14 protein-coding genes and 1 pseudogene are annotated in these 24,809 nt (G+C 65.4%); 2 read left to right on the forward strand and 13 right to left on the reverse strand.

The features are described 5' to 3' along the window. Positions 1–2 precede the first annotated feature (2 nt). The 5 genes from treZ to AC1VNY_RS02455 are packed head-to-tail and all read right to left on the reverse strand — an operon-like array spanning position 3 to position 11,257. Positions 3–1,775 (reverse strand): malto-oligosyltrehalose trehalohydrolase, encoded by a 1,773-nt coding sequence (gene treZ, locus AC1VNY_RS02435; protein ID WP_482403964.1) that lies wholly within the window; start codon positions 1,773–1,775, stop codon positions 3–5. After that, the gene (glgX, locus tag AC1VNY_RS02440) at positions 1,772–3,844 is read right to left on the reverse strand and encodes a glycogen debranching protein GlgX (protein ID WP_482403965.1); all 2,073 of its coding nucleotides are present in this window, start codon (positions 3,842–3,844) and stop codon (positions 1,772–1,774) included. Before glgX ends, treZ begins: the two co-directional genes overlap by 4 nt. Positions 3,845–3,847: 3 nt before the next feature. After that, complete coding sequence (gene glgB / locus AC1VNY_RS02445) at positions 3,848–5,995, reverse strand: 1,4-alpha-glucan branching protein GlgB (protein ID WP_482403966.1); 2,148 nt, start codon at positions 5,993–5,995, stop codon at positions 3,848–3,850. Next, a complete protein-coding gene (gene treS, locus AC1VNY_RS02450; RefSeq protein ID WP_482403967.1) occupies positions 5,992–9,297 on the reverse strand; it encodes a maltose alpha-D-glucosyltransferase in 3,306 nt (1,101 codons plus the stop codon). The genes glgB and treS overlap by 4 nt, the downstream gene beginning before the upstream one ends. A 10-nt stretch (positions 9,298–9,307) precedes the next feature. After that, the gene (locus tag AC1VNY_RS02455) at positions 9,308–11,257 is read right to left on the reverse strand and encodes an alpha-1,4-glucan--maltose-1-phosphate maltosyltransferase (RefSeq protein ID WP_482403968.1); all 1,950 of its coding nucleotides are present in this window, start codon (positions 11,255–11,257) and stop codon (positions 9,308–9,310) included. Positions 11,258–11,460: 203 nt separating this feature from the next. Here AC1VNY_RS02455 and malQ point away from each other — a divergent pair, with 203 nt between their 5' ends. Both malQ and AC1VNY_RS02465 read left to right on the forward strand, forming a co-directional pair. Continuing rightward, a complete protein-coding gene (malQ, locus tag AC1VNY_RS02460; RefSeq protein WP_482403969.1) occupies positions 11,461–13,413 on the forward strand; it encodes a 4-alpha-glucanotransferase in 1,953 nt (650 codons plus the stop codon). A gap of 15 nt (positions 13,414–13,428) precedes the next feature. Further along, positions 13,429–15,237, forward strand: a complete 1,809-nt coding sequence (locus tag AC1VNY_RS02465) for a glycoside hydrolase family 15 protein (protein WP_482403970.1) — start codon at positions 13,429–13,431, stop codon at positions 15,235–15,237. Between the two features lie 254 nt (positions 15,238–15,491). On the opposite strand, the gene AC1VNY_RS02470 is transcribed toward AC1VNY_RS02465, so the two are convergent. From AC1VNY_RS02470 to AC1VNY_RS02505, 8 genes and pseudogenes are all read right to left on the reverse strand, one after another. Beyond that, positions 15,492–16,295, reverse strand: a complete 804-nt coding sequence (locus AC1VNY_RS02470; protein ID WP_482403971.1) for a Cof-type HAD-IIB family hydrolase — start codon at positions 16,293–16,295, stop codon at positions 15,492–15,494. Further along, positions 16,292–16,780 carry a gluconokinase gene (locus AC1VNY_RS02475; RefSeq protein WP_482404027.1) on the reverse strand — a complete coding sequence of 163 codons (489 nt, stop codon included), beginning with the start codon at positions 16,778–16,780 and terminating at the stop codon, positions 16,292–16,294. The genes AC1VNY_RS02470 and AC1VNY_RS02475 overlap by 4 nt, the downstream gene beginning before the upstream one ends. Before the next feature lie 28 nt (positions 16,781–16,808). Further along, a complete protein-coding gene (gene pgl, locus AC1VNY_RS02480) occupies positions 16,809–17,561 on the reverse strand; it encodes a 6-phosphogluconolactonase (protein ID WP_028342438.1) in 753 nt (250 codons plus the stop codon). A gap of 1 nt (position 17,562) precedes the next feature. Beyond that, positions 17,563–19,056 carry a glucose-6-phosphate dehydrogenase gene (zwf, locus tag AC1VNY_RS02485; RefSeq protein WP_482403972.1) on the reverse strand — a complete coding sequence of 498 codons (1,494 nt, stop codon included), beginning with the start codon at positions 19,054–19,056 and terminating at the stop codon, positions 17,563–17,565. A gap of 120 nt (positions 19,057–19,176) precedes the next feature. Then, a complete protein-coding gene (gene gnd, locus AC1VNY_RS02490) occupies positions 19,177–20,160 on the reverse strand; it encodes a phosphogluconate dehydrogenase (NAD(+)-dependent, decarboxylating) (RefSeq protein WP_482403973.1) in 984 nt (327 codons plus the stop codon). Positions 20,161–20,172: 12 nt separating this feature from the next. Then, positions 20,173–23,019 (reverse strand): bifunctional transaldolase/phosoglucose isomerase, encoded by a 2,847-nt coding sequence (locus AC1VNY_RS02495; RefSeq protein WP_482403974.1) that lies wholly within the window; start codon positions 23,017–23,019, stop codon positions 20,173–20,175. A 216-nt stretch (positions 23,020–23,235) separates the two neighbouring features. Beyond that, a pseudogene (locus AC1VNY_RS02500) lies at positions 23,236–23,681 on the reverse strand (DsrE family protein). 54 nt (positions 23,682–23,735) lie between these two features. Next, positions 23,736–24,383: a hypothetical protein gene (locus AC1VNY_RS02505; RefSeq protein ID WP_482403975.1), complete on the reverse strand. Its 648-nt coding sequence runs from the start codon at positions 24,381–24,383 to the stop codon at positions 23,736–23,738. Positions 24,384–24,809 lie beyond the last annotated feature (426 nt).

The following is a 24,809-nucleotide window of genomic DNA, read 5'->3' on the forward strand; positions in this document are numbered from 1 at the left end:
TGCTATCCGATGTGCCAGCGCACCGCCCAGCCGGGGAGGTCGCTCGACAACGCGCCGCCCCAGATCGCAGTTCCCTTCGGCTTCGGTCCATCGGGGATGTCGCGATCGGACAAATTGGCGGTCAGCCGCAGCGTGCTGCCGTCGCCCATCTGCCAATGCGCCGTCAACAGGTCGCCTGCCACGGTGGCGTCGCCGAGGCGGCACCCTCTGAGCCGGGGCACGATCTCCCGCCGGCGCACGGCGAGGAGGTCGCGCACCAGCGCAAGCCGTGCGCGCGCCGGATCATGGCCGAGGGCCGCCCAGTCGAGCACGGCCGATCGCACCGTCGCCTCGGCAAGCGGGTCGGGAATGTCGTCGCCATATTTGGCATAGGCCCAGGCGAACTCCTTGCGCCGTCCGGCGCGGACAGCGTTGGCGAGATCGCCCTTGAAATCGCAGAAGAACGGGAAGGGCGTCGTCGCGCCCCATTCCTCGCCCATGAACAGCATCGGCGTGGTCGGCGCGATCAGCGTCACTGCCAGCGCCGCCGCGACCGCCTCCGGCCTGGCAATGCTGACGAGACGATCGCCGAGCGGCCGGTTGCCGATCTGGTCGTGGTTCTGCAGGAAGTTGATGAAGCAGGTCGGCGACAGCATACCGCTCGGCTCGCCGCGGGCCTTGCCGCCCCAGAACTCCGAGACTTCACCCTGGTAGATGTAGCCGGACGACAGTGCGCGTGCGAGGTCCTGCTTCGGCGCCCGGTAGTCGCCATAATAGCCCTGCGTCTCGCCGGCCAGCAGCACGTGCCAGGCGTGATGATAGTCGTCGTTCCACTGGCCGCGGAATTTGCCGTGCGGCGGATCTTCGGCGGCATCGAGCAAGCTTGCAATGTTGTCGCCGTTTTCGAGCACGAGGTTGATGTAGCGGCCGGTCTCGGTGGCGAGCTTGCCGGCGGCCTTGCTGAAGTCATGGATAACGGCGATCTCGCCGGCTTCGACGATGGTGTTGACCGCATCGAACCGCAGCCCGTCGAAGCGATAGTCGCGCAACCAGCTCGTCACGCTGCCGATCGCAAACGCGCGCACCTCGGGCACGCGATAATCGATCGCGCTGCCCCACGGGGTATGCGCGTCACTGAAGAAGGCGGGCGCATAGCGGCCGAGATAATTCCCTTCGGGGCCGAAATGATTATAGACCACGTCGAGCATCACCATCAGCCCGCGCAGATGCGCTTCGTCGATCAGGGTCTTGAGGTCGTCGGGCCGGCCATAGGCGCTGTCGGGCGCGTACCACAGCACCCCGTCATAGCCCCAGTTGCGCTCCCCGGCGAAATCCGCCAGCGGCATCAGCTCGAGCGCGGTGATGCCGGTCGCGACCAGATGATCGAGCTTGTCGATCATGGCGCGATAGGTGCCCTCTCGGGTGAAGGTGCCGACATGGGCCTCGAGGACGACGGTCTCGTGCCAGGGACGTCCGCGCCAGTCGGTGGCGCGCCATTTGAAGGCGGCGTGGTCGATCACCTCGCTCGGGCCGAACACGTCGTCCGGCTGGAATGCAGAGGCGGGATCCGGCACATCGACCTCGTCATCGACGCGGAATTTGTAACGCGTGCCGGCGCGCGCGCCCGGGATCTCGCCGACGTACCAGCCGGCGGCGTCGCGCGTGAGCGCATGCGCTTCGCGGCCTCGCGTATGCGGCTGGTCGATCAGGAGGTCGACGCGCTTGGCCGCCGGCGCCCACAGCCGGAAGCGCGTGCCGTCAGGTGTCAGCTCGGCGCCGAAATGCTGTCTATTCATGTGGAGCCTGCAAATGCCAGCACCGAGCGCGGGGGTGCCTTGGTATCGGCGCCGGATGCGAATTGCTCAGCCGTTTGCTCGGCCTTGGTCGTGTTCAGGACCTGCTGCCAGGTCCTGTATTCCGCCATCCTCGGCATCCTGAACACGATCTCCTGCGGTGCGGCATTGAGCACGATAAAGATCGGCGCCTGTCCTGGTTCCATCGGCCCCAGCACATAGGCGAGGAATCGGCTCTCCGGGAATTTCCAGTCGGATTCCTTCATCTCTTCCGCCGCGGGCGTCAACCAGAGCACGCCGTAGCTGCCGTCGGTGCGGCGGCCGTCGAGCCAGCTCTGGCAGCGGATCTGGCCGAAGCGACGCCGCAGCGCGGTCAGGTGACCGATGAAATCGATGGCGTCGTCGTCCGTGCCGAGGTTCTCCCAGCCGATCCAGCCGGTCTCGTTGTCCTGGCAATAGGCGTTGTTGTTGCCACCTTGCGTGTTCGCGACCTCGTCGCCGGCGAGGATCAGCGGTGTGCCTTGCGCCAGCAGCAGGCAGGCCAGCGCATTCTTCCTGAGCTGGCGGCGCAGCGCGATGATGGCAGGATCGTCGGTCGGGCCTTCATGGCCGCAATTGTTGCTGTGATTGTCGTTGGAGCCGTCGCGATTGTCCTCGCCGTTGGCCTCGTTGTGCTTCTCGTTGTAGCTGAAGAGATCGGCGAGCGTGAAACCGTCATGCACCGTGATGTGGTTGACGCTGGCGCGGGTCGCGCGATTGTCGTGGTGAAACAGATCCGAGGACGCGGTCATGCGGCCCGAAATATCGCCGATCAGGCTGCCTTCGCCGCTCCAGTAGCGCCGCATCGCGCTGCGATAGCGGTCATTCCATTCCGACCATTGCGATGGAAACGCACCGACCTGGTAGCCGCCGAGACCGAGGTCCCAGGGCTCGGCGACCATCTTCGCGGTCGCCAGCACCGGGTCCTGGCGGATCGCGGTGAGGAAGGGGTGGTTGCGATCGAACCCGTTCGGCCCGCGCGCCAGGGTCGTTGCGAGGTCGAAGCGGAAGCCGTCGACATGGCAGACCTCGACCCAGTAGCGCAGCGAATCCATCACCATCTGCAGCACGCGCGGATGGGTGAGGTTGACCGAGCTGCCGCAGCCGGTGAAATCGTCGTAGAAGCGCGGGTTCTCGCGGTTCAGCCAGTAATAGGAGGCATTGTCGATGCCGCGGAAGCACAGCGTCGGGCCCATATGGTTGCCCTCGGCGGTGTGGTTGTAGACGACGTCGAGCAGCACCTCGATGCCGGCATCGTGCAGCCGCGCCACCGTGGTGCGGAAGGAATCGAGCGCATTGTCCTGGGCGTAGCGCGCCTCCGGCGCGAAGAAGGCGATGGTGTTGTAGCCCCAGTAGTTCGCCAGCTTCTTCTCGACCAGGATACGGTCGTCGATCAGGCCGTGGATCGGCAACAGCTCGATGGTGGTGACGCCGAGCCGCTTGAGGTGGTCGATCATCGCCGGTGACGACAGGCCGCCATAGGTGCCACGCAGGTTCGGCGGCACGTCCTCGCGCTTCTGCGTCAGGCCCTTGACGTGGGCCTCATAGATGATGGTGTCTTCCCAGGGAATGTGCGGCCGGATCTCGCGGCGGCCCCAGTTGAAGCTCTCGTCGACCACCACCGCCTTCGGCATGCCGCGGGCATTGTCGCGCCGGTCGAAGGAGAGGTCCTCGCGCGCGCTGCCGGTGCGGTAGGCGAAATGCGCATCGCTCCACACCAGCCGGCCGGCGAGCCGCTTGGCGTAGGGATCGAGCAGCAGCTTGTTGGCGTTGAAGCGATGGCCGCGCTCCGGTGCGTAGGGCCCGTAGACGCGATAGCCGTAGAGTTGGCCCGGCGAGACGTCGTTGAGGTAGCAGTGCCAGACGTCCTCGGTGCGCTCCGGCATCTCGATCCGCTCGAGCTCGCGGCGGCCCTGGCCGTCGAACAGGCACAGCTCGACCTTCTCCGCATTCGCCGAGAATAGCGCAAAATTGGTGCCTCTGCCGTCCCAGCTTGCACCGAGCCGCGCGGACGTACCCCCGGTCAGTCGCATCAATCAGCTTTCCGGTACGAGGAAGATCGCAGCCAGCGGCGGAATCGTCAGGCTCAGTTCGGGCGTGGGGCCCTCCGATGCGCGCACCTCGCCGACATTGCCGACATTGGTGCCGCCGTAATGCGCGGAGTCCGAGTTGAACACCTCGTGCCACTTGCCCGCGAACGGCACCCGGACGCGATAGTTGCGATAGACGTTGGGCGAGAAGTTCGCGACCACGAGGCAGCGTGCGCGCTCAGCATTGCCCTTGCGGATCCAGCCGAACACATTGTTGTTGGCATCGTCCGTGATGACCCATTCGAAGCCGGCCTGGTCGCAGTCGAGCTCGTGCAGCGCCGGCAACGCGCGATAGAGCCGGTTGAGGTCGCGGACCAGGTTCTGGATGCCGCTGTGCCTCGGCTGTTGCAGCAGATGCCAATCGATCGAATAGTCGTGATTCCACTCGCGCTCCTGGCCGAATTCGCAGCCCATGAACATCAGCTTCTTGCCGGGGTGGCCGAACATGAAGCTGTAATAGGCGCGCAGATTGGCAAAGCGCTGCCAGTCGTCGCCGGGCATGCGGCCGAGGATCGAGCGCTTGCCGTGCACCACCTCGTCGTGGGACAGCGGCAGGATGAAATTTTCCGAGAAGGCGTAGTGCAGGCCGAACAGGATGTCGCCGTGATGGAATTTGCGGTGGATCGGATCCTTGCCGATATATTTCAGCGTGTCGTGCATCCAGCCCATGTTCCACTTGTAGCCGAAGCCGAGCCCGCCATATTCGACCGGGCGCGACACCTGCGGCCACGCCGTGGATTCCTCCGCCGCCGTGGTCGCCTGCGGGAAGTGCGCGAACAATTCGGTGTTGAAGCGGCGCAGGAAGTCGATCGCCTCGATGTTCTCCCGGCCGCCATATTTGTTCGGGATCCAGCCGCCGGCGGGACGGCTGTAGTCGAGATAGAGCATGGAGGCGACGGCATCGACGCGCAGCCCGTCAATGCCGTAGCGATCAAGCCAGAACAGCGCGTTCGACACCAGGAAGTTGGTGACCTCGGTGCGCCCGTAATTGTAGATCAGCGTGCCCCAATCGAGGTGACGGCCCTGCAGCGGATTGGCGTGCTCGTAGAGCGCGGTGCCGTCGAAGCTGCCGAGCCCGTGCGGATCGTCGGGGAAATGCCCGGGCACCCAGTCGAGCAGCACGGCGAGCCCAGCGCCGTGGCAGGCGTCGATCAGCGCGGCGAAATCGTCCGGCGAGCCGAAGCGGCTGGTCGGCGCGAACATGCCGGTCGGCTGGTAGCCCCAGGAGCCGTCGAACGGATGCTCTGATATCGGCAGGAATTCGACATGGGTAAAGCCCATGTCGCTGGCATAGGCCGGCAGCTGCTCCGCCATCTCGCGATAGGTCAGCCACTCATTGCGGCCCTTGCGCCGCCACGACCCGAGATGGACCTCGTAGATCGACATCGGCGAGCTCAGCGCATTGACGCGATCCGGCGCCGGGCGCGGATGCGGGATCCTGCGCTCGTCGATCACGATCGAGGCGGTCTTCGGGCGCACCTCGGCGGCGAACGCCAGGGGATCGGACTTCAGCGGCAGATGCTGGCCGTTGCGCCCGATGATCTCGAACTTGTAGTGGTCGCCGACGCGAGCACGCGGGATGAACAGTTCCCAGTAGCCCGGGCCGCGCACGCGCATCGGATGCCGCCGTCCGTCCCAGAAGTTGAAGTCGCCGACCACGCTGACCCGCCGCGCATTCGGCGCCAGCACCACGAAGCCGATGCCGTCGACGCCGTCGAGCGTCATCGGATGCGCGCCGAGCGTATCGTAGACGCGCTGATGCGTGCCTTCGCCGAGCAGGTAGAGATCGAAATCGCTCAGGATCGGCGGAAAGCGGTAGGCATCCTCCAGCTCGACGACGTTGTCGCCGAAGCGGGCGCGGAGCTGGTAGCGCGTCGAGCCGTTCGGCAGGGGGCCTGCGAACAGGCCGGCGTCATGGATCCGCGCCAGCGGCGCCGTCTCGCCATGCTCGCCGATCGCCTCGACATTGCTGGCATCGGGCAGGAAGGCGCGCACGACGTTGCGGTCCCCCTCGGGGTGAAGCCCGAGATAGTGGAAGGGGTCGGAGTGGCGGCCCTCGATGATGGCATAGGCCTCGGCGGGCAGTTTGCTCATGCAACCTCATGCGGCTGTTGCGCCAGGATCCTCAGCAGGCCGGTGAGCGGCACCCGCAGCCAATCCGGCCGGTTGGCCAGCTCATACTCGATCTCATAGAAGGCTTTCTCAAGCAGGAAAAAATTGAGCAGGCGATCGGCCGTCTTGGCGTCGGCGGGCCACAGCCGCTGGCCGGCCACCGTCTCGCGATAGGCCGCCAACAGGGTATCCGCGGCCTGGTCGCGCCATTCGGCCAAGGCGAGGCTCAGCCGGCCGCTCTCGTCGGGGGAGACCTTGAGCGTCCGTTCCAGCGCGGCGGTCGCCGCATAGTCGATCGAACGGATCAGGCCGGCGACGTCGCGCGCCGGCGGTGCCTTGCGCCGCCGCTCGGCGATGGTGCGGCCCGGTCCGCCGTCGAAATCGATGATGAAGACGTCGTCCTTGACCACCAGTAACTGACCGAGATGCAGGTCGCCGTGATGGCGGATGTTGAAGCCATCGGTCTCGCGCGGCAGCAGTGTCTTGAGCCGCTCCGGCAGCGTGTCGTGCTGGGCCTGCAACTGATCGGCCAGCACCCGGTCGGCCTCCTTCAGGGAGCCGCGCCGCTGCTTCAGCGTATCGAATACGCGCTCGGCCCGCGCCATGATCTCGTCGGCCCAGCGCTGCAGGTCGTCGGGCTTGGTCGGCTCGGGCGCGAAGTCCGGCAGGTCGCGGTTGCTGGCGAGCGCGATATGCAGCTCGGCGAGCCGCTTCCCGCTATGCGACATGTGGCGCAGATAGGTCGCCTGGTCGCCGTTCTCCACGGGGTGCTCGCTCACCGTGAGCAGGCGCTGCCGTTCGACCAGGCGGTCGAGGTGTGCGCCTGCGATGGTCCAGAGGTCGCCCTGGTTGACGACCATCGCATGCAGCACGGCAATGGCGCTGCGCTTGTCGCCCTCGATCAGTTCGGCGGTGCCGAGCAAGGCAGGAGTGTTCGGAAAGTTGACCACTTCGGTGAGGAAGCGGCCCATCTCGATCTCCGGATTGATGCCGACTTCGAGCTTGCGGTAGATCTTGGTGACATATTCGTTGTCGACCAGCGCGGTCGAATGCGGCTGATCGTTCTCGAACACCCGGATGCGCTCGGGCTGCCGCACCGGCCGGTCGGAGAAGCGGCTGGTCGGGCGGAATTCGAGCTTGAGGCCTTGCTCGCCTTCGTCGACCGTGAGGTTTTCCCGCAAGTTGCGCAGGAACAGGCCGGTGAAGATCTGGTCGGTGGCGACATCGAGCAAGGTGCCCTCGCGCGCGCCCTGGCGTATGGCGGCGAACGCGCGCGGATTGTAGCGCTCGCGGTCGAAGCGTACCCACTCGATCTGCATCGGCAGCACGTAGCGGCTGGTGGTGCCGCGCTGCGTGGTCTCGAAGAAGGCAAGCCACGGCCGGTTGTCGCCGATGTCGCAGAACGGGATCGCGGAGACCAGCATCGGCTGGATCGCGCTGGCCGAGCGCTCCGGATACCAGCGCGTGCGGGCGAGATGACCGGGCAGCACGTCGTGCTCGAACACGCCGCGGGTGCGCGCCAATGACATCCAGGTCGAATTCAGCGGCACCACCAGCGTCTCGAATTCCGGCACCGCGCGCGGTGTCACCGGCTCGGACTTGTCGCGCTCCTGCAGCTGGAACCAGTAGAAGCCGTACGGCGCCAGCGTGATCATGTAGGGCAGCTCGCCGATCGCCGGGAAGCGCGTGCGCCCGAGCATCTCGAGCGGAATGCGGTCCTTGAAGGCGGAGAGGTCGAGCTCGGTGGCCTGCGCCGACCGCGACAGATTGGCGACGCACAGGATCGCCTCACCCTGGTACTGGCGCACATAGGCCAGCACCGAGCGGTTCTCCGGGCGGATGAAGGTCATGGTGCCGCGCCCGAAGGCAAGCGTCGACTTGCGCACCGCGATTAGCCGCTTGGTCGCCGAAAGCAGCGACGACAGGCTGCGCGACTGCGCCTCGACATTGACGGATTCATAGCCGTAGACCGGGTCCATGATCATCGGCGCGTAGAGCCGCGCCGGATCGGCGCGCGAGAAGCCGCCGTTGCGGTCCGGCGACCACTGCATCGGCGTCCGCACGCCGTTGCGGTCGCCGAGATAGATGTTGTCGCCCATGCCGATCTCGTCGCCGTAATAGATGATCGGCGTGCCCGGGAACGACAGCAGCAGCGAGTTCATCAGCTCGATCTTGCGCCTGTCGTTGTCCATCAGCGGCGCAAGGCGGCGACGGATGCCGACATTGATGCGGGCGCGCGGGTCGTTGGCGTAGGTCGACCACAGATAGTCGCGCTCGACGTCGGTGACCATTTCCAGCGTCAGCTCGTCGTGATTGCGCAGGAACAGCGCCCACTGCGCAGCGGCGGGAATGTCGGGCGTCTGCCGCAGGATGTCGGTGATCGGAAAGCGGTCTTCCTGGGCGATCGCCATGTAGATGCGCGGCATCAGCGGGAAGTGATAGGCCATGTGGCATTCGTCGCCATGGCCGAAATATTCCTGCACGTCCTCCGGCCATTGATTGGCTTCGGCCAGCAGGATCTTGCCCTTGGCATAGGCGTCGAGCTCCTGGCGCAGCCGCTTGATGATGGCATGCGTCTCCGGCAGGTTCTCGTTGTTGGTGCCGTCGCGCTCGCACAGATAGGGAATGGCGTCGAGCCGGAAACCGTCGACGCCGGTGTCGAGCCAGCGCTTCATCACCTGCACGATAGCCCGCACCACGCGCGGATTGTCGAAATTCAGGTCCGGCTGATGCGAGAAGAAGCGATGCCAGTAGAACTGGCCGGCTTCCGGATCCCAGGTCCAGTTCGACTTCTCCGTATCCGTGAAGATGATCCTTGTATCGAGGTATTTCTGGTCGGTGTCGCTCCAGACATACCAGCTGCGCGCGCTCGAATTCGGCGGGCTGCGGCGCGCGCGCTTGAACCACGCATGCTGGTCCGAGGTGTGGTTGACGACGAGCTCGGTGATGACGCGCAGGCCGCGCCTCTTGGCCTCCTGGATGAAGCGCTTGAAGTCCTTCATCGTCCCGAAATCGGGATTGATGTCGCCATAGTCGCCGATGTCGTAGCCGTCGTCGCGGCCGGGCGAGGGATAAAACGGCAACAGCCACAGCGCGGTGACGCCAAGCTCCTGCAGATAGCCGAGTTTCTCCGTCAGCCCCGCGAAGTCGCCGATGCCGTCATTGTTGCTGTCGGCAAATGCCTTGACATGCAGCTGGTAGATGATCGCGTCCTTGTACCACAGCTGGTCCGCAGTCTCGGTTGCGACCTTCTCCTTGATGTCGACGTTGGAGAATACGTTCATGACGGCTCCTTCAGGCGATACAGCGTAGCAGCAACGCGGGATCGCGCGCAGGATCGATACGTAGGCGGATGCCTCCCCATTCGAGCGCGTGGCGCTCGCCGGTGACAAGGTCTTCCACTGCCGAGACGGGGCGGCGGGCATCGCCACGGCCGACCGTGACGTCGCCGAGCGGCAGCCAGACCTCACGCAGCTCGGCTGACAATGCAATCGCGGCCGCGATCACATTGCTCTGATCGACCGCTTCCTTGATGAAACCGATCACGCCGCCGTCATCGACACTGATAAAGCGCAAATTGGCGAATTGTTGCAGGGCCGGATTGCCGCGTCTGATCCGGTTGAGAGCCGCGACATAGGGCTTGATGTTCCCCGGCTGCTCCCAGTTGCGAACCCTGATCTCGTACTTCTCGGAGTTGAGATATTCCTCGCGGCCGGGGACCGGCGTGTGCTCGAGCAACTCGAAGCCGCTGTAGATGCCATAGCTGCTTGAAAGCGTCGCGGCCAGCGCGAGACGCGACTTGAACATCCAGGATTCGCCGCTTTGCAGGTGGAAGGGCAGGATGTCCGGTGTGTTGACGAAGAAATTCGGCCGAAAGAAGTCACGCTCGGGATAGGAGGTCAACTCGCCGAGATATTGTTCGAGCTCGAAGCGCTGCGTCCGCCAGGTGAAATAGCTGTAGGATTGCGTGAAGCCGAGCTTGGCGAGGCCCTTCATCAGTTTCGGGCGCGCGAAGGCTTCCGCAAGGAACAGCACGTCCGCGTCGCGGTCCCGCACCTCGCGGATCAGCCATTCCCAGAACGCCAGCGGCTTGGTGTGCGGATTGTCGACCCGGAAGATCCTGACGCCCTGCTCGACCCAGAACAGCACGACGTCGCGCAGCGCGCGCCACAAGGCGCCGGCGTCTTCGGACCCAAAATCCGGATTGACCACATCATCCCAGCGCTGCGGTGGATGCTCGGCCGTGTGCATCGATCCGTCCGGGCGCCGCTTGAACCAGTCTGGATGCTCGTTCAGCCAGGGATGATCGGGGGAGCACTGCACGGCGAAATCGAGCGCGACCTCGAGGCCATGCGCCTGGCATGCCGCCACGAAGGCGCGGAAGTCGTCGAGCGTGCCGAGTTCCGGATGCACGGCGTCGTGGCCGCCCTCGGCTGCGCCGATCGCATAAGGGCTGCCGGGATCGCCCGCCTGTGCGATCGCGGCATTGCTGCGGCCCTTGCGGTGCTGCCGGCCGATCGGGTGGATCGGCGCGAGCAGGACGACGTCAAAGCCCATCGCGGCGATGTCGGGAAGCCGCGCGATGCAGTCGTTGAAGGTTGCATGCATGCCCGGTGCCTTGCCCTGGCTGCGCGGAAACATCTGGTACCATGCACCGTTGCGTGCCCGCGGGCGGTCCGCGGTGAGGGGGTAGAGCTGCGATCGCATCAGATCGCGGCGAAACTGGCTGCCGGCCATCGCCTCCCGCAATTCGGGCGCGAGCAGCGCGCCTGGTTCGCCGGTCTGCAGAAAGATCTCGCACTGCCTGATGATAACGGCCGCCGCCGCCGGGCTGCCGGCCTTCGCCTGGGTCAGCATGCCCGCGCCTTCGAGCGCGTCCAGCGTGTGGTCGCTGCCATCGCGCGCCTTCTGCTCGAAACGATGCCGCCAACTGGCGAATTCATCGGTCCAGGCCTCGATCGCGAACGCGTAGCGGCCGGGCTTGTCGGGCACGAAGGCGCCGCCCCAGCGGTCGTCGCTGTGCGGCGTCATCGGCGCGGCCTGCCATTCGCCGTCGCCCTCGCGCCGCCACACCAATGCCGCCGATATCACGTCATGTCCGGCACGGTAGATGTCGGCCCACACCTCGACAGGTTCGCCTACAATGCGCTTGACCGGAAAGCGGCCGCCATCAACCGACGGATAGACATCGGTGATATGAAAAGTGCCATGGGCGCTCTCGACAGGCCGGAGGGTTTTGTTCACGGTGATGCCGCCATTAAAAATGCAAATGACGTCCCGGCGCCGGGAAGGAGGCGCGCCAGACCCATATAGAAAGCCGCTCGCCGGGCAATGGTTCCCGGTGGGAACGCCGGATAGGGTAGAGCGTTGAACATCAACTATCCCTTTCCCTTATCTGTACAATTTAGCAACGATACACCTACCGTTGCGAGCAGGCAGCGTGCCGAATGGACCTTTACGCCAAAGCCCAGACCCTGGGAATCCAGACCGAGTATATCGATGGCAGCGGTCACCGCCGTGTGACAACCCCCGAGGCGCTCACGGCGATCCTCGACGCGCTGCCGCCGCAGGCGCCCCGTCGGATCATCGCCGATCCCGTGGTGATCAGAGGCGGCCGGGCCGCGCAAACGCAACTCTCGGAGGTTGCCCGGCTTCCGGTGCAATGGAAGCTTGCGAATGGCACCGGGGTGCTCGCGCAGGGCGAGGCGCGTGAGCGAAGTGTGACGTGGCCGTCCGGTCTGCCCGAAGGCGTGCATCGGCTGCAACTGTCGGACGCATCGGGCGCCAGCGAGGAGCTGCCGCTGCTGGTGGCGCCGCACGGCGCGTTCGGCGGCGAGTTCGACCGCTGCTGGGTGATCGCGGTCCAGCTCTACGGCGTGCGGTCCGCGCGCAACTGGGGCATCGGCGACTTCACCGACCTGCAGCACCTGCTCGAATTCGCCCACCGGCTCGGCGCCGACGGCGTCGGGCTCAATCCGCTGCATGCGCTGTTCGACGATCGGCCCGGCGATTGCAGCCCGTACTCGCCGAACAGCCGGCTGTTCCTCAATGGGCTCTACATCGACGTCGAGCAGATTCCCGAATTCCGCGTCGACGCCGAGACCAAGGCCGCGCTGGCACAACTCCGCAGCCACGACATGGTCGACTATGTCGGCGTCGCCGCGCAGAAATGGCCCGCGCTGCGCGCGGCGTTCGCGGCCTTCAAGGCCAATCCCGGCCTCGGCCGTTGGCAGGATTTCGAGGCCTATCGCAACGAGCAGGGCACACTGCTGTCGCGCTTCGCCTGCTTCGAGGTGATGCGGCACAAATTCAACACGCCGTGGTGGGAATGGCCGGACGAATGGCGGCAGCCGAGCGATGCAGCTTGCGCCAAATTGCGCCGTGCGCGCGACTCCGCCGCCGAGGTCGAGTTCGTCGAATTCGTGCAATGGACCGCGGACCGTCAACTCGGCGCCTGCCAGGCGCTTGCGCACAAGCTCGGCATGCGGGTCGGGCTTTATCTCGACGTTGCCGTCGGCGTGCAGTCGGACGGTTTCGACGCCTGGAATGAGCAGACCGCCATCTCGCGCCATCTCGGCGTCGGCGCGCCGCCGGACCCGCTCAACACGGCGGGCCAGGACTGGGGGCTTGCCGGCTTCAATGCCGCGGGCCTTGAACAGCGCTCGTTCGAGCCGTTCAGGCAGATGCTGCGCGCCTCGATGCGCCACGCCGGCGCGATCAGGCTCGACCACGCGTTCGGGCTGAAGCGGCTCTATCTGGTGCCGCGCGGCTTCGGGCCGGCCAATGGCGCCTATGTGCTGATGCCGTTCGAGGCGCTGCTGGCGGCGACCGCGCAGGAGAGCGTGGCGAGCCGCTGCGTCGTGATCGGCGAGGACCTCGGCACCGTACCTCCGGGGTTCCGCGAGCAGATGAACGGCTGGGGCATCTGGTCCTATCTCGTGATGATGTTCGAGACCGACGACCAGGGCGTCTTCCGCAACGCCGACTATTATTTGCCGGATGCGTTGGTGACCTTCAACACCCACGACCTCTCGACCTATGCGGGCTGGCGCTCGTTCAGCGACCTCAAGACCAAGCGTGCGCTCGGGATCGATCCCGGCGAGACCGACGAGGGCCGCTGGCACGCGCTCGGCCAGCTCGACGACGTGCTGCGCCGGCACGACATCCACGCCAACGATTTCTATTCGGTGGCGAGCTTCCTGGCACGGACGCGGTCGCGGATGATGGCGGTGTCGATGGAGGACCTGCTCGGCATTGTCGAGCAGCCGAACATCCCCGGCACCGTCTACGAGCATCCGAACTGGAAGCGGCGGCTCCCGGTCTCGATCGAGCATCTCGCGTCGGCGATCGACGTCGACGCGCTCAAGCGCGCGACCCGCGAGCGCTCGCACACCGGGTAACGCGGAGCGCAGCGCGTGGCCTCTCGTATCGAAGACTATGGGCTGATTGGAGATTGCGAGACCGCAGCCCTGGTCGGCCGCGACGGCTCGATCGACTGGCTGTGTTGGCCCGCGTTCGATTCCGACCCCTGCTTCGCGGCGCTGCTTGGCACGTCGAGGAATGGCCGCTGGCTGCTGGCGCCCGCCGGCGAGATCAGGCAGACCGCGCGGCGCTACTGGGACGATACGCTGATCCTGGAGACCCGGTTCGAGACCGAAGGCGGCGCGGCCGCGCTGATCGATTTCATGCCGCCGCGCGGCAACGCCTCCGATGTGGTCCGCCTCGTTCGCGGCATCAGCGGCCGCGTCAAGATGCGCATGGAGCTGGTGATCCGCTTCGGCTTCGGCGTCGATGTCCCTTGGGTGCGGAAGAATCCGGATGGCGACGGACTTCTGGCGATCAGCGGGCAGGACATGACCGTGCTGCGCACGCCGGTCGAAACCCGCGGCAAGGACCTGACCACGTACGCCGATTTCGAGGTCGGCGAGGGCGACACCGTGCCGTTCGTCCTGACCTATGGACCGTCCTATCACCCGGTGCCGGAGGCGATCGACCCTGAGGCTGCGCTGAAGGACACCGAGGAATATTGGCGGGAATGGTGCAGCCGTTCGACCTATGACGGCAGCTATCAACGCGCCCTCGTGATACGCTCGCTGATCACGCTGAAGGCGCTGACCTACAGGCCGACCGGCGGCATCGTCGCGGCACCCACCACGTCGTTGCCGGAAAAGCTCGGCGGCGCGCGCAATTGGGACTACCGGTTCTGCTGGCTGCGCGACGCCACCTTTACGCTGCTGGCCCTGATGAATTCGGGCTACACCGAGGAAGCGGCGGCCTGGCACAACTGGCTGCTGCGGGCCGCAGCCGGCGCGCCGGCCAACATGCAGATCATGTACGGCATCCTGGGCCAGCGGCGCCTCCTGGAATGGGAGGCCGGGTGGCTGTCCGGCTATGAAGGGGCGCAGCCGGTACGCGCCGGCAACGCCGCGCATGCGCAGCTTCAGCTCGACGTCTATGGCGAGCTGATCGACGCCTTCCACCAGTCCCGCATGGCCAAGCTGAAGCTCGACGAAGAGAACTGGTCGCTGGAATGTACCGTCGTCACCCATCTCGCCGATGTCTGGGATCAGCCGGATCACGGCATTTGGGAGCGCCGCGGCACTCCCAGACACTACGTGTTCTCCAAGGTGATGTGCTGGGTCGCCTTCGACCGCGCCATCAAGAGCGCGGAGCGGTTCGGTTTCAAGGGGCCGCTGGTCAAATGGCGGGTGCTGCGCGAGGCCATTCATCGCGACGTCTGCCAACGCGGCTTCGACCCTGACCTCAACAGTTTCGTCGAGAGCTATGGCTCAAGGCTGCTCGACGCCAGCCTGCTGCTGCTGCCGTCGGTCGGCTTCCTGCCGCCGGCCGATCCGCGCATCCGCGGCACGATCGACGCGGTCGAGCGGCACATGATGCGCGACGGCTTCGTGCTGCGGCACGATCCGCGCGAGGTGTCCGATGAGATCCAGCCGATCGAGGGCGCGTTCCTGGCCTGCAGCCTGTGGCTTGCCGACGCTCATGTGCTGGCGGGAGATGTCGACAAGGCGCAGACCATGTTCGACCGCGTGGTCGCGGTCGCCAACGATCTCGGACTGTTGGCCGAGGAGTTCGATTCCGGCGCCGGCCGGCAGGCCGGCAATTTCCCGCAGGCGCTGACCCATATCGCGTTGATCAACACCGCGCACAATCTCAGCGCCGCCAGGGCCGACGCCGAGAAGCCCGCGGTGCAGCGGTCGACCTAAAGCGCGATGAAGTTAAGTTGAACCCGCGACCGCGGCGATGCCGCCCTCTGTCTTCCGCTTGCGGGACCGCCGCAGGTGCGCGCTGCCAAAATATCGAAAACAACCCCATGCAAAGGAGCCGCTGCCGGCGTTCGACGAGTCAACTTGACATGTCGGGCAAATCAGAAGTATATTTCCAATATTCCGAAATCGTGCAAGCGGCGATCACGCTGGGGCCCGCGCTCGATCACGGGTGGGGCGATCGTCCGCACGCCTCAGCGAAGCTGCAACACCGTGTCCATCGCGCGTGCGAAACCGTCGTGCTCGTTGGTTTCGGTGACATGCGTGGCGCGCGCCTTCACGTCATCGCTGGCATTGCCCATCGCGAAGGAGACGCCGCTCCTAGCGAACATCGGCAGATCGTTCTGCATGTCGCCGATCGTGGCGACATTCTCCAGCGGCACGCCAAGGCGCTTCGCGATGCCCTCGACGAAGGTGCCCTTGTCGTGTCCCGGCGGGGTGACGTCGAGATAGTAGGTCTGCGAGCGGACCGCGGTGGCATCGCGGCCGACCATCTGCTGCATCTCCGCCTCGCAGCGTTGCAGCAGGGCTGCATCCGAGCTCGCGCCTACGATCTTGCAGGCCTGGTCGAGATAGGGAGCGAAATCGCCGACGATGGTCGGATCATGCTTGATCGTGTGCTGCTCGTGGGCGGTATACTCGCCGTCAGGGTTGCGCGTCAGCCAGCGATCGCTGGTAAACAGCCAGATATCGACGCCGCGCTCGTGCAGCATGTCGATGCAGCGTTTTGCGACCGCTGCCGGGATCAAATGCTGCTCGAGGGGCTTGAGCTGCGGATCGACGATCGAGGAGCCGTTGAAGGCACCAATTGGCTGCGTGATCGCAAGCGGCGCAATCAGGAAACCCATCCCGATCGTCGGCCGGCTGGAGACGATGGTGAAGCCGATGCCGGCTTCATGCAGCCTGCGCACCGCTGCCCTGGCGCCGTCGGTCAAGGTCTTGTCCTTGGTGAGCAGCGTGCCGTCGACATCGGATACGACAAGGGCGATGCGGGTCATGGGCGGTCCAGCTTCAGTTGAGTGACGATGTCTTCGACGATGATTTCGACCGGGCGGTCGATCGCAACCGTGATCGGGCGTTCCTCCGGTGTCGGCGGCTCCAGCGTCTTGAACTGGCTGGCGAGCAGCCCCGGCGGCATGAAATGGCCCTTGCGCGCGCCGAGCCGCGTGGCGATCAGCTCCTGCGAGCCGTCGAGGAAGACGATGCGGATATCGTCGCGGCCATGCACCAGGATGTCGCGATAGGCGCGCTTCAGCGCCGAGCAGGCGATGACGGCGCGTTCGCGAACGCCGCAGGTACGGTCGATCTCGTCGGCGATCGCGCGCAGCCAGGGCCAGCGATCCTCGTCGGTGAGCGGTTGTCCCGAATGCATTTTGGCGACATTGCTTGGCGGATGAAAACTGTCGCCGTCCTCGAAGCGCCAGCCGATCCTGATCGCCAGGCGGTCGGCGACGGTGCTCTTGCCCGAGCCGGAGACGCCCATCACGACCAGTGCGCAGGGGTTTTGTCCGTCACCCACGAAAGTCCTCCGGCAGCGCGGCCTGATCGATCAGCCAGACGGTCTCGCCCTGCGATCGCGCGCGGTTTGCCGGCAGGTTCTCGCCTGCGAACAGGCGCGTCAAGATCGCGCGCTTGTTCTCGCCCGCCACCTCGAACAGCATCTCGCGGCACGAGGCGAGCGCGGGCAGGGTCAGCGACACGCGCGGAACGAACGGCTCGACATTGGCCTTCGGCACGCCGACCACCCAGCGTTGCGTTTCCTCGACCGCGGGATAACCCGGAAACAGCGAAGCTGTGTGGCCGTCGGGGCCGATGCCCATCAGCACCAGGTCGAATAGCGGCCGCTTCGGATCGAGCTGTTCGGCGCCGTAGAATGCCATCAGCTCGTTCTCGTACAGCGCCGCGCTGACGTCGGGATCCCTGAGATCGGCGGTGTCGGTCGCGATCGGATGGACATTTGCGGCCGGCGCACAGCGGTCGAGGAAGGCCTGGCGCGCCATGCTCATGTTGTGCAGCTTGTCCTTGCGCGGCACCAGGCGCTCGTCGCCGATGAACCAGTCGATGCGGTCCCACGGAATCCTTTGGCGATAGTCCGGCGTCGCCAGCAGCTGATAGAGCGCCTTGGGGCTGGAGCCGCCGGTGAGGCACACGGCGATCCGGCCGCTGTTCTGGTCGATCCTGGCGATCATCCGCTCGGCGGCCGCCTGCGCCAGTGCCGCCGGATCGGCGACCGTGATGATCTGGCGCTCGCGGCTCGCGGTCATGTCAGCCCAGCTTCCGCCAGCTGCGGCCGTCGCGGGTGAGCAGCGCGTTGGCGGCCTCCGGGCCTTCGGTGCCGGCCTTGTAGGGCTGCAGGCCGCGGCTGCCGGCGCTCTTCCAGGCGTCGAGGAAAGGCTGCACCGCCTGCCACCCGGCCTCGACGCTGTCGGCTCGCTGAAACAGGATGTTGTCGCCGATCATGCAGTCATAGATCAGCGTCTCGTAGCCGGTCGACGGCTCGGCCTTGAAGTAGTCCTTGTAGCGGAACTTCATCTCGACGCCGTCGATGTTGATGGTCGGGCCGGGTACCTTGGTGTTGAACTGCAGCTCGATGCCCTCGGTCGGCTCGGTGGAGATGACGAGGTAGTTCTGCGACAGGCGGTCGACCGCGGTATCGCGGAACATCGCGAACGGCGCCTGCTTGAACTTGATCGCGATCTCGGTGCGCTTGGTGGTGAGCGCCTTGCCGGTGCGCAGGTAGAACGGCACGCCGGCCCAGCGCCAATTGTCGATGGTTAGCTTCAGCGCGGCGTAGGTCTCGGTCGAGCTGTTGGGCCTGACGTCGGGCGTCTTGAGAAAGTCCTCGATCTCGGTGTCGCCGATCCGGCCGGCGCGATACTGGCCGCGCACCGAATTGTGCAGCGCTTCCTGTTCGCTCTGGGTCTGGATCGCGCTCAGCACCTCGGCTTTTTCGGAGCGCACCGCATGGGCGTCGAAGCGCGCCGGCGGCTCCATCGTCACCAGCGACAGCAGCTGGAACAGATGGTTCGGCACCATGTCGCGCAACGCGCCGGTGGCGTCGTAGAAGCTGCCGCGATGACCGACGCCGAGCTTCTCGTCCACGGTGATCTGGATGTGGTCGATGTGGTTGCGGTTCCAGATCGGCTCGAACATGCCGTTGGCGAAGCGCAGCACCAGGATGTTCTGGACGGTTTCCTTGCCGAGATAGTGATCGATCCGGTAGATCTGGTGCTCGTCCATCAGCTTCAGCAGCGCTGAATTCAGCGCCTTGGCCGATGCCAGATCAGTGCCGAACGGTTTTTCGACGATCAGCCGGCGCCAGGCGCCGTTCTCCTCCAGCATGCCGGTGCGCCCGAGCTGCTGGCTGATCGGCAGGAACGCTCTCGGCGGGGTCGCGAGATAGAACAGCCGGTTGCCTCCGGTGCCGCGCGCCTTCTCGAGCTTGTCGAGCCGTTCGTTCATGGCATCGAAGGAGGGCGGATCGCTCGGATCGGCCTCGATCGAGGTGACGCATTCGAACAGCCGCGTGACGACCGCCTCATCGAGCGGCCGGGTCGCGAACTTGCGCAGCCCTTGCATCAGGCTGTCCTTCATCTGGTCGCTCGACATGCCCTTGCGGGCGATGCCGACGACGCAGAACTTGTCCGGCAGCAGATTGCCGGCGGCGAGATTGTAGAGCGCCGGGACGACCAGCCGGTGCGTCAGATCACCGGTGGCGCCGAAGATGATGAAGGAGCAAGGATCGGGTTTCTTCTGCACGTGACCTTCCGCGGTTATCTCGAGAGCTCCGTTCCGATTGTATCGGAACGGAGCTCTCGATTCTTGTTTTGACGCGTTTTCTTTACGCGAACCGGTGCCCACTTCGCTTGAAAACGCTTTTTAAGCTTTTTTCGGCGGCTCCTTGTGGCCGCCGAAACCTGCGCGCATCGCCGAGAGGATCTTCTCCGCGAAGGTGTGATCCTTGCGCGAGCGGAAGCGCGTGTAGAGCGCGGCCGTCAGCACCTCGGCCGGCACGGCTTCGTCGACCGCGGCATTGACGGTCCAGCGGCCTTCGCCGGAATCCTCGACAAAGCCGGAATAGTTGTCGAGCGTGTGGTTCTGAGCCAGTGCCGATGCGGTGAGGTCGAGCAGCCAGGACGGGATCACGCTGCCGCGCCGCCAGACTTCCGCGATGTCGGCGATGTCGAGGTCGAAGCGATGCTCCGGCGGCAGCGCCTCGATATTGGCGTTCTTCAGGATGTCGAAGCCTTCGGCATAGGCCTGCATCAGGCCGTATTCGATGCCGTTATGGATCATCTTGACGAAATGCCCGGCTCCGATTGGACCGGCGTGGATGTAGCCCTGTTCAATGCGCGGATCGCGGCCCTCGCGGCCGGAGGTGCGCGGAATGTCGCCGATGCCGGGCGCCAGCGTCTTGAAGATCGGGTCGAGCCGGTCGACCACCTTCTTGTCGCCGCCGATCATCATGCAGTAGCCGCGCTCGATGCCCCAGATGCCGCCGCTGGTGCCGACATCGACGTAATGCAGCCCGCGCTCCCTGAGCGCCTTGCCGCGGCGGACGTCGTCCTGCCAGAAGGTGTTGCCGCCATCGATGATGACGTCGCCGGGCTGCATCAGCTTCGACAGCGCCTCGATGGTGGCTTCGGTGATCTTGCCGGCCGGCAGCATCACCCAGGCGGTGCGCGGCGCCTCCAGCTTGAGGACGAAATCCTCCAGCGACGAGGACCCGGTGGCATTGTCGGCGACGAGCGCCGCGACAGCCTTCGGATCCTTGTCGTAGACCACGGTGGTGTGGCCCTGGGTCATCAGGCGGCGGACGATGTTGCCGCCCATCCGCCCGAGGCCGATCATGCCGAGTTGCATCCCTCGCCTCCGTCAGTTCAGTGCAGCCGAGATCGCGGCATCGAGCGCCGCGAGCCCGGAGGTGAGATCGCCCTTGAGGTGCACGCGCAGCGCCCGCCGGCCGCGCTCGGTGAGCACGTCGAAATCGCCGCGCGCCTGCGCCGCCTTGATCACACCGAAGCTCGCCTTCTGGCCGGGCACCGGCAGGTCCTCCGTATCGTCGGTCGTGACCTGCAGGAACACGCCGCTGTCGGGCCCGCCCTTGTAGGCCTGCCCGGTCGAATGCAGGAAGCGCGGACCGAACTCGGCACAGGTCGCAAGGTGTCTTGCGTCGCGCAGCTTCAGCCGCATCGCCTGCATCGCGTCTATGGTGTCGCCGTCGCGCTCGATATAGGCGAGCAGGGCGACATAGTCGCCGCGGCCGGACCGCGAGAGGTGCGCCTTGATCCAGGAATTGAGATCGCCGTTCGCACCGGCCTTGCGCAGCTCCTCCGCGTTCTGCGCGTCGGTGTAGAGATCGACCCCGTCCGCCGATACCACCGGCTGTTCGGCCGGCAGCGATCCGGTCTTCTCGAACGCCGCCGTCAGTTCGCGGGTCTTGATCTTGGCGGCTTCGACATCGGGCTGGTTGAACGGGTTGATGCCGAGGATCGAGCCGGCCACCGCGGTCGCGATCTCGAAGCGGAAGAACTCCTGGCCGATATGGTCGATCGACTTCATCACGATCCGAACCACGGGATGGCCGGCGGCCTCGAGCGCCGCGAGTTTGGCCTCATGCGCGGCATCGTTCTCGCTATCGGTGCGCAGATCGATGAAGAAGCGGTCGTTGTCGTAGACTGCCGCCTCGCCAATCGTCTCGCCCTCGATCGGGATCAGGCCCTTGCCGTCCTTGCCGGTCGATTCCGCGATCAGCTGCTCGGCCCAGGCGCCGAAATCGGCAACGTCCGGCGAGGCGAAGATCGTCACCTTGTCGCGGCCTTCGAGCCCCGCGATGCCCATCGCGAGCCCGAGCTGCACGCCCGGGTTCTCCTGCGGCGGCACGTCGGCACCGCAGGAGCGCACCATGGCGAGCGTATGGCCGAGCAGGCTGCGGACGTCGATGCCGGCGGCGGCCGCCGGCACCAGGCCGAACGGCGACAGCACGGAATAGCGGCCGCCGATCGCCGGATCGCCGTAGAAGATGCGGGCAAAGCCCTGCTTGATCGCAACCTTCTGCAGCGATGAGCCTGGATCGGTCACCGCGATGAAGCGGTGGCCGGCCTTATCCTTGCCGATCGCCTTCGCCACCCGATCGAAGAAATAGTCCTTCATCACGTTCGGCTCGGTGGTGCCGCCGGATTTGGAGGAGACGATGAACAGCGTCCTTGCGATGTCGACATACTCCTCCATCGCGCGCACCTGCGCCGGATCGGTGGAGTCGAGCACGTGGAGCCGCGGGAAACCGGACCGGTGCGGGAAGGTCTGGGCCAGCACCTCCGGCCCGAGGCTCGATCCGCCCATGCCGAGCACGACGGCGTCGGTGAAGTTCTGCCCCTTCACGCGCTGGGCGAAGTCCTCGTAGTCGGCGACGTTCGCGGTGGCCGCGCTGGTGAGCCAGCCCAGCCATTTGTCCTCGTCGTCGCCGGTCCAGACCGATTTGTCCTTGTGCCAGAGCCTTCGGATCCTGGCGGAGGCGCGCCATTCCTCGGTGCTCTTCTCGACCGCCTTCTCGATGGCGGCGCCGAGCGCGAGCTTCTGGCGGTCGATGCCGCCGCCGAGCGAGGTGGCGCGCTTGTGGGCGACCGCGCCGTAGAGCTTGTCGGCGGCGTCGGCGAACAGCTTGACGCCGTCCTTGACCAGCTCCTCGGTGATCGCATCGAGCGAGATGCCGGACTTCTCCAGCTCCTCCAGCACATGGCGGGCGTCCTCGACATTCTCCTCGAGGCTGTCGCGGACCTTGCCGTGGTCGCGGAAGGCATCGAGCGTTGCCGGCGGCACGGTGTTGACGGTGTCGGGGCCGATCAGCTCCTCGACATAGAGCACGTCGCTATAGTCCTTGTTCTTGGTGCCGGTCGAAGCCCACAACAGCCGCTGCGGCTTGGCGCCCTTGGCCGTCAGCTTGTCCCAACGGCTGCCGGCGAACAGCCGCTTGTAGTCCTGATAGGCGAGCTTTGCATTGGCGATCGCGACCTTGCCCTTCAAGGCCGCAAGTCGCTCCTTTTCGGAGGGATCGTTGGCGCGCGCGATCTTCTCGTCGAGCTGCTTGTCGACCGCGCTGTCGATGCGGCTGACGAAGAAGCTCGCGACGCTCGCGACATGGGAGGGATCGCCGCCCTTGCCGACGTATTTCTCCAGGCCCTTGAGATAGGCCTCGGCGACCTGGCGATAGACCTTCTGCGAGAACAGCAGCGTGATGTTGATGCTGATGCCTTCGCCGATCAGGTACTCGATCGCCGGCAGGCCCTCGGGCGTCGCCGGCACCTTGACCATCAGGTTCTTGCGGTGGACGTCCTTCCAGAGCCGTTCGGCTTCCGCGATCGTGCCCTTGGTGTCCATCGCGAGATAGGGCGACACCTCGAGGCTGACGAAGCCGTCGCCGCCGTGGCTCTGGTCGTAGACCGGGCGCAGTACGTCGGCGGCGTGCTGGATGTCCTCGACCGCGAGGTGCTCGAACAGGTCGGCGACCGAGCGGTCGCCGTTCTTGAGGGCCTTGCCGATCGCCCCGTCATATTCGTCCGAGCTGCCGATCGCCTTCTCGAAGATCGAGGGGTTGGACGTCACGCCTTTGACGCCGTCGGTCTCGATCAGCCGCTTCAGGTCGCCGTTGGCGACGAAGCCGCGGGCGAGGAAGTCCAGCCAGACGGCCTGGCGGTGATTTTCGAGTGCTTTGACGGGGTTCATGGGTGCCTGTTCTCGTTCGATCGACGGTCGATTTTTGGGTTCCCGGGCAGCTTTCGGGGGCGGAGGGGGATTGTCAACATGGCTGGAGCCCCGGGCGGAATATCAGCATTTCCAAGGGATAACGCCATTCACAACAGTTCGATCCCCTCGGACGCGGTCCGAGCAGACCCTGATCTCGGCACATTTTTATGACGCGTTGCGGCGCAGGACCGCGGGTCAAGGCCGCAGGTAGAGGTAACCCTGGGATTGCAGCTCGGCGAGGCGGACCACCCCGCCGCGCACGGCGGCGACGAAGCCGGGGAGCAAGTCGGCGAGGCCGATGTTCTGCGATTTCATGGTGTTGCCGCAGGCGGCGAACTCGATCCCATCCCTGGTGAATTGCCTGACATGTTTTGACAGGTCGGGATTGGCGGCGGCTGAATGAAAAGCCTTCAGCGCCTGGCCGTGCACCACCAGCGCAATCGTGACATTGCCGGGGCCGCCGACGCCGTCGAGATGGTTCTGGATGTTGCCGATCACGAAATTGACCTTGTTGAGGTCATCGAGTGATAGACCACCTTCAGCTTTTGCGGCGGCGCTTCGGTGGCGGCGTCGGCTCGTGACGCTGCGAAGACGGCGCCGATCGCCGACACGGTGCCCCGCAGGATGCTGCGTCGGTGCATGGCGTCCCTCGCGCAACTATTGTTGACCCAGTGTTGTCCCTTTGGGCAAACCTATCATTTGTGCCGGAGCGCGGCGAGTTCCTTGCGGTCGGTCACAAGTTCGGCGCATTCGCCTAAGTCCACGCGATCGACGCGAAAGATCTTGTCGTCGGCGCCGGCCAACAGCGCTTCGCCCGCATCGTCGTCGGGCTTGTTGCGATTCCACACCAAGATGCGGCCAAGGCGCGCAATGGCGGACTTATTGTCCCTGGATAACGCCACGGTGATGCCGCCGCCCTCGCAATCCACGCTGCATTCGAAGCGTATTTCGTGTCCGGATTCGGTCGCGATGACGTGATTGCAGTAGCCGCTGGAGTCGAAATTGCCGGAGCGGTGGCGGTATGTGACGCCGAGCCGGAATGAATAGTTGGTGGCCTTGTCCTCCGGCGCGTCTTCCGCTGCCACCAGAAGCTTCATCGCGCTGACCTTCTGCTTTGGATGGTGCGCCAGATGATTTGCATCGTACCGCCGCACAAAGCAGGCATAGGCTTTCGCGCCGGGCGGGCCGGCGAACATCCTGTTGTCGAAGGCCGCCGCAGCTGCCTTGTCGACGCCTTCCTGCGCCTGGACGGTTAACGGCGCGCCGGTACAGGCCGCGGCCGCGAGTGCGACAACAAGGAACGCCTGCTTCACGACCGCCTCGGGAATAGCCAGCGCCTCCAAGGTGTCATCTTTAAAGCGCGGCAATGGTGCCGCGCGGAACTGCGCGGGCTCGTTGCCTTAGTCGCGGCGACACGAAGGCACGTTCAACGGTGTCTGAATGTTTGTTCATGCAGCCTGTGAGCTGCGCATCTTGACGCGACGGGTGGACGGCCACACCTTTTCAGGGAAGCCCAACGTTCATCGCCGGACGGGGAAGTCGCCCCGCTCGGATATCCGCTTCGGAGGCCGGGGCCCCGGTAAACCACGGATGTGGCGAAGGGGTTACAACCCCCAAAAACAAGGGGATATTGATGAACCATTAAGCTTCCTGCCTGTTGATAAGGCAGAGGCTGCACGCGCCGTGCATTGCCGAACTGAGTCGGTCGAGTGTCCAATAGACCCAGCGTGCCGACGCTGATTCGATCCTAGGACGCTCTTGTTACGACT

The sequence above is a fragment of the Bradyrhizobium ferriligni genome (genome assembly GCF_056837965.1).

What these genes read in the sequence shown, in the direction of transcription:
- treZ (WP_482403964.1), bottom strand. Translation starts at nt 1,775, where the DNA reads ATGAATAGACAGCATTTCGGCGCCGAGCTGACACCTGACGGCACGCGC.
- glgX (WP_482403965.1), bottom strand. Translation starts at nt 3,844, where the DNA reads ATGCGACTGACCGGGGGTACGTCCGCGCGGCTCGGTGCAAGCTGGGAC.
- glgB (WP_482403966.1), bottom strand. Translation starts at nt 5,995, where the DNA reads ATGAGCAAACTGCCCGCCGAGGCCTATGCCATCATCGAGGGCCGCCAC.
- treS (WP_482403967.1), bottom strand. Translation starts at nt 9,297, where the DNA reads ATGAACGTATTCTCCAACGTCGACATCAAGGAGAAGGTCGCAACCGAG.
- malQ (WP_482403969.1), top strand. Translation starts at nt 11,461, where the DNA reads ATGGACCTTTACGCCAAAGCCCAGACCCTGGGAATCCAGACCGAGTAT.
- AC1VNY_RS02470 (WP_482403971.1), bottom strand. Translation starts at nt 16,295, where the DNA reads ATGACCCGCATCGCCCTTGTCGTATCCGATGTCGACGGCACGCTGCTC.
- AC1VNY_RS02475 (WP_482404027.1), bottom strand. Translation starts at nt 16,780, where the DNA reads ATGGGCGTCTCCGGCTCGGGCAAGAGCACCGTCGCCGACCGCCTGGCG.
- pgl (WP_028342438.1), bottom strand. Translation starts at nt 17,561, where the DNA reads ATGACCGCGAGCCGCGAGCGCCAGATCATCACGGTCGCCGATCCGGCG.
- gnd (WP_482403973.1), bottom strand. Translation starts at nt 20,160, where the DNA reads ATGCAACTCGGCATGATCGGCCTCGGGCGGATGGGCGGCAACATCGTC.
- AC1VNY_RS02495 (WP_482403974.1), bottom strand. Translation starts at nt 23,019, where the DNA reads ATGAACCCCGTCAAAGCACTCGAAAATCACCGCCAGGCCGTCTGGCTG.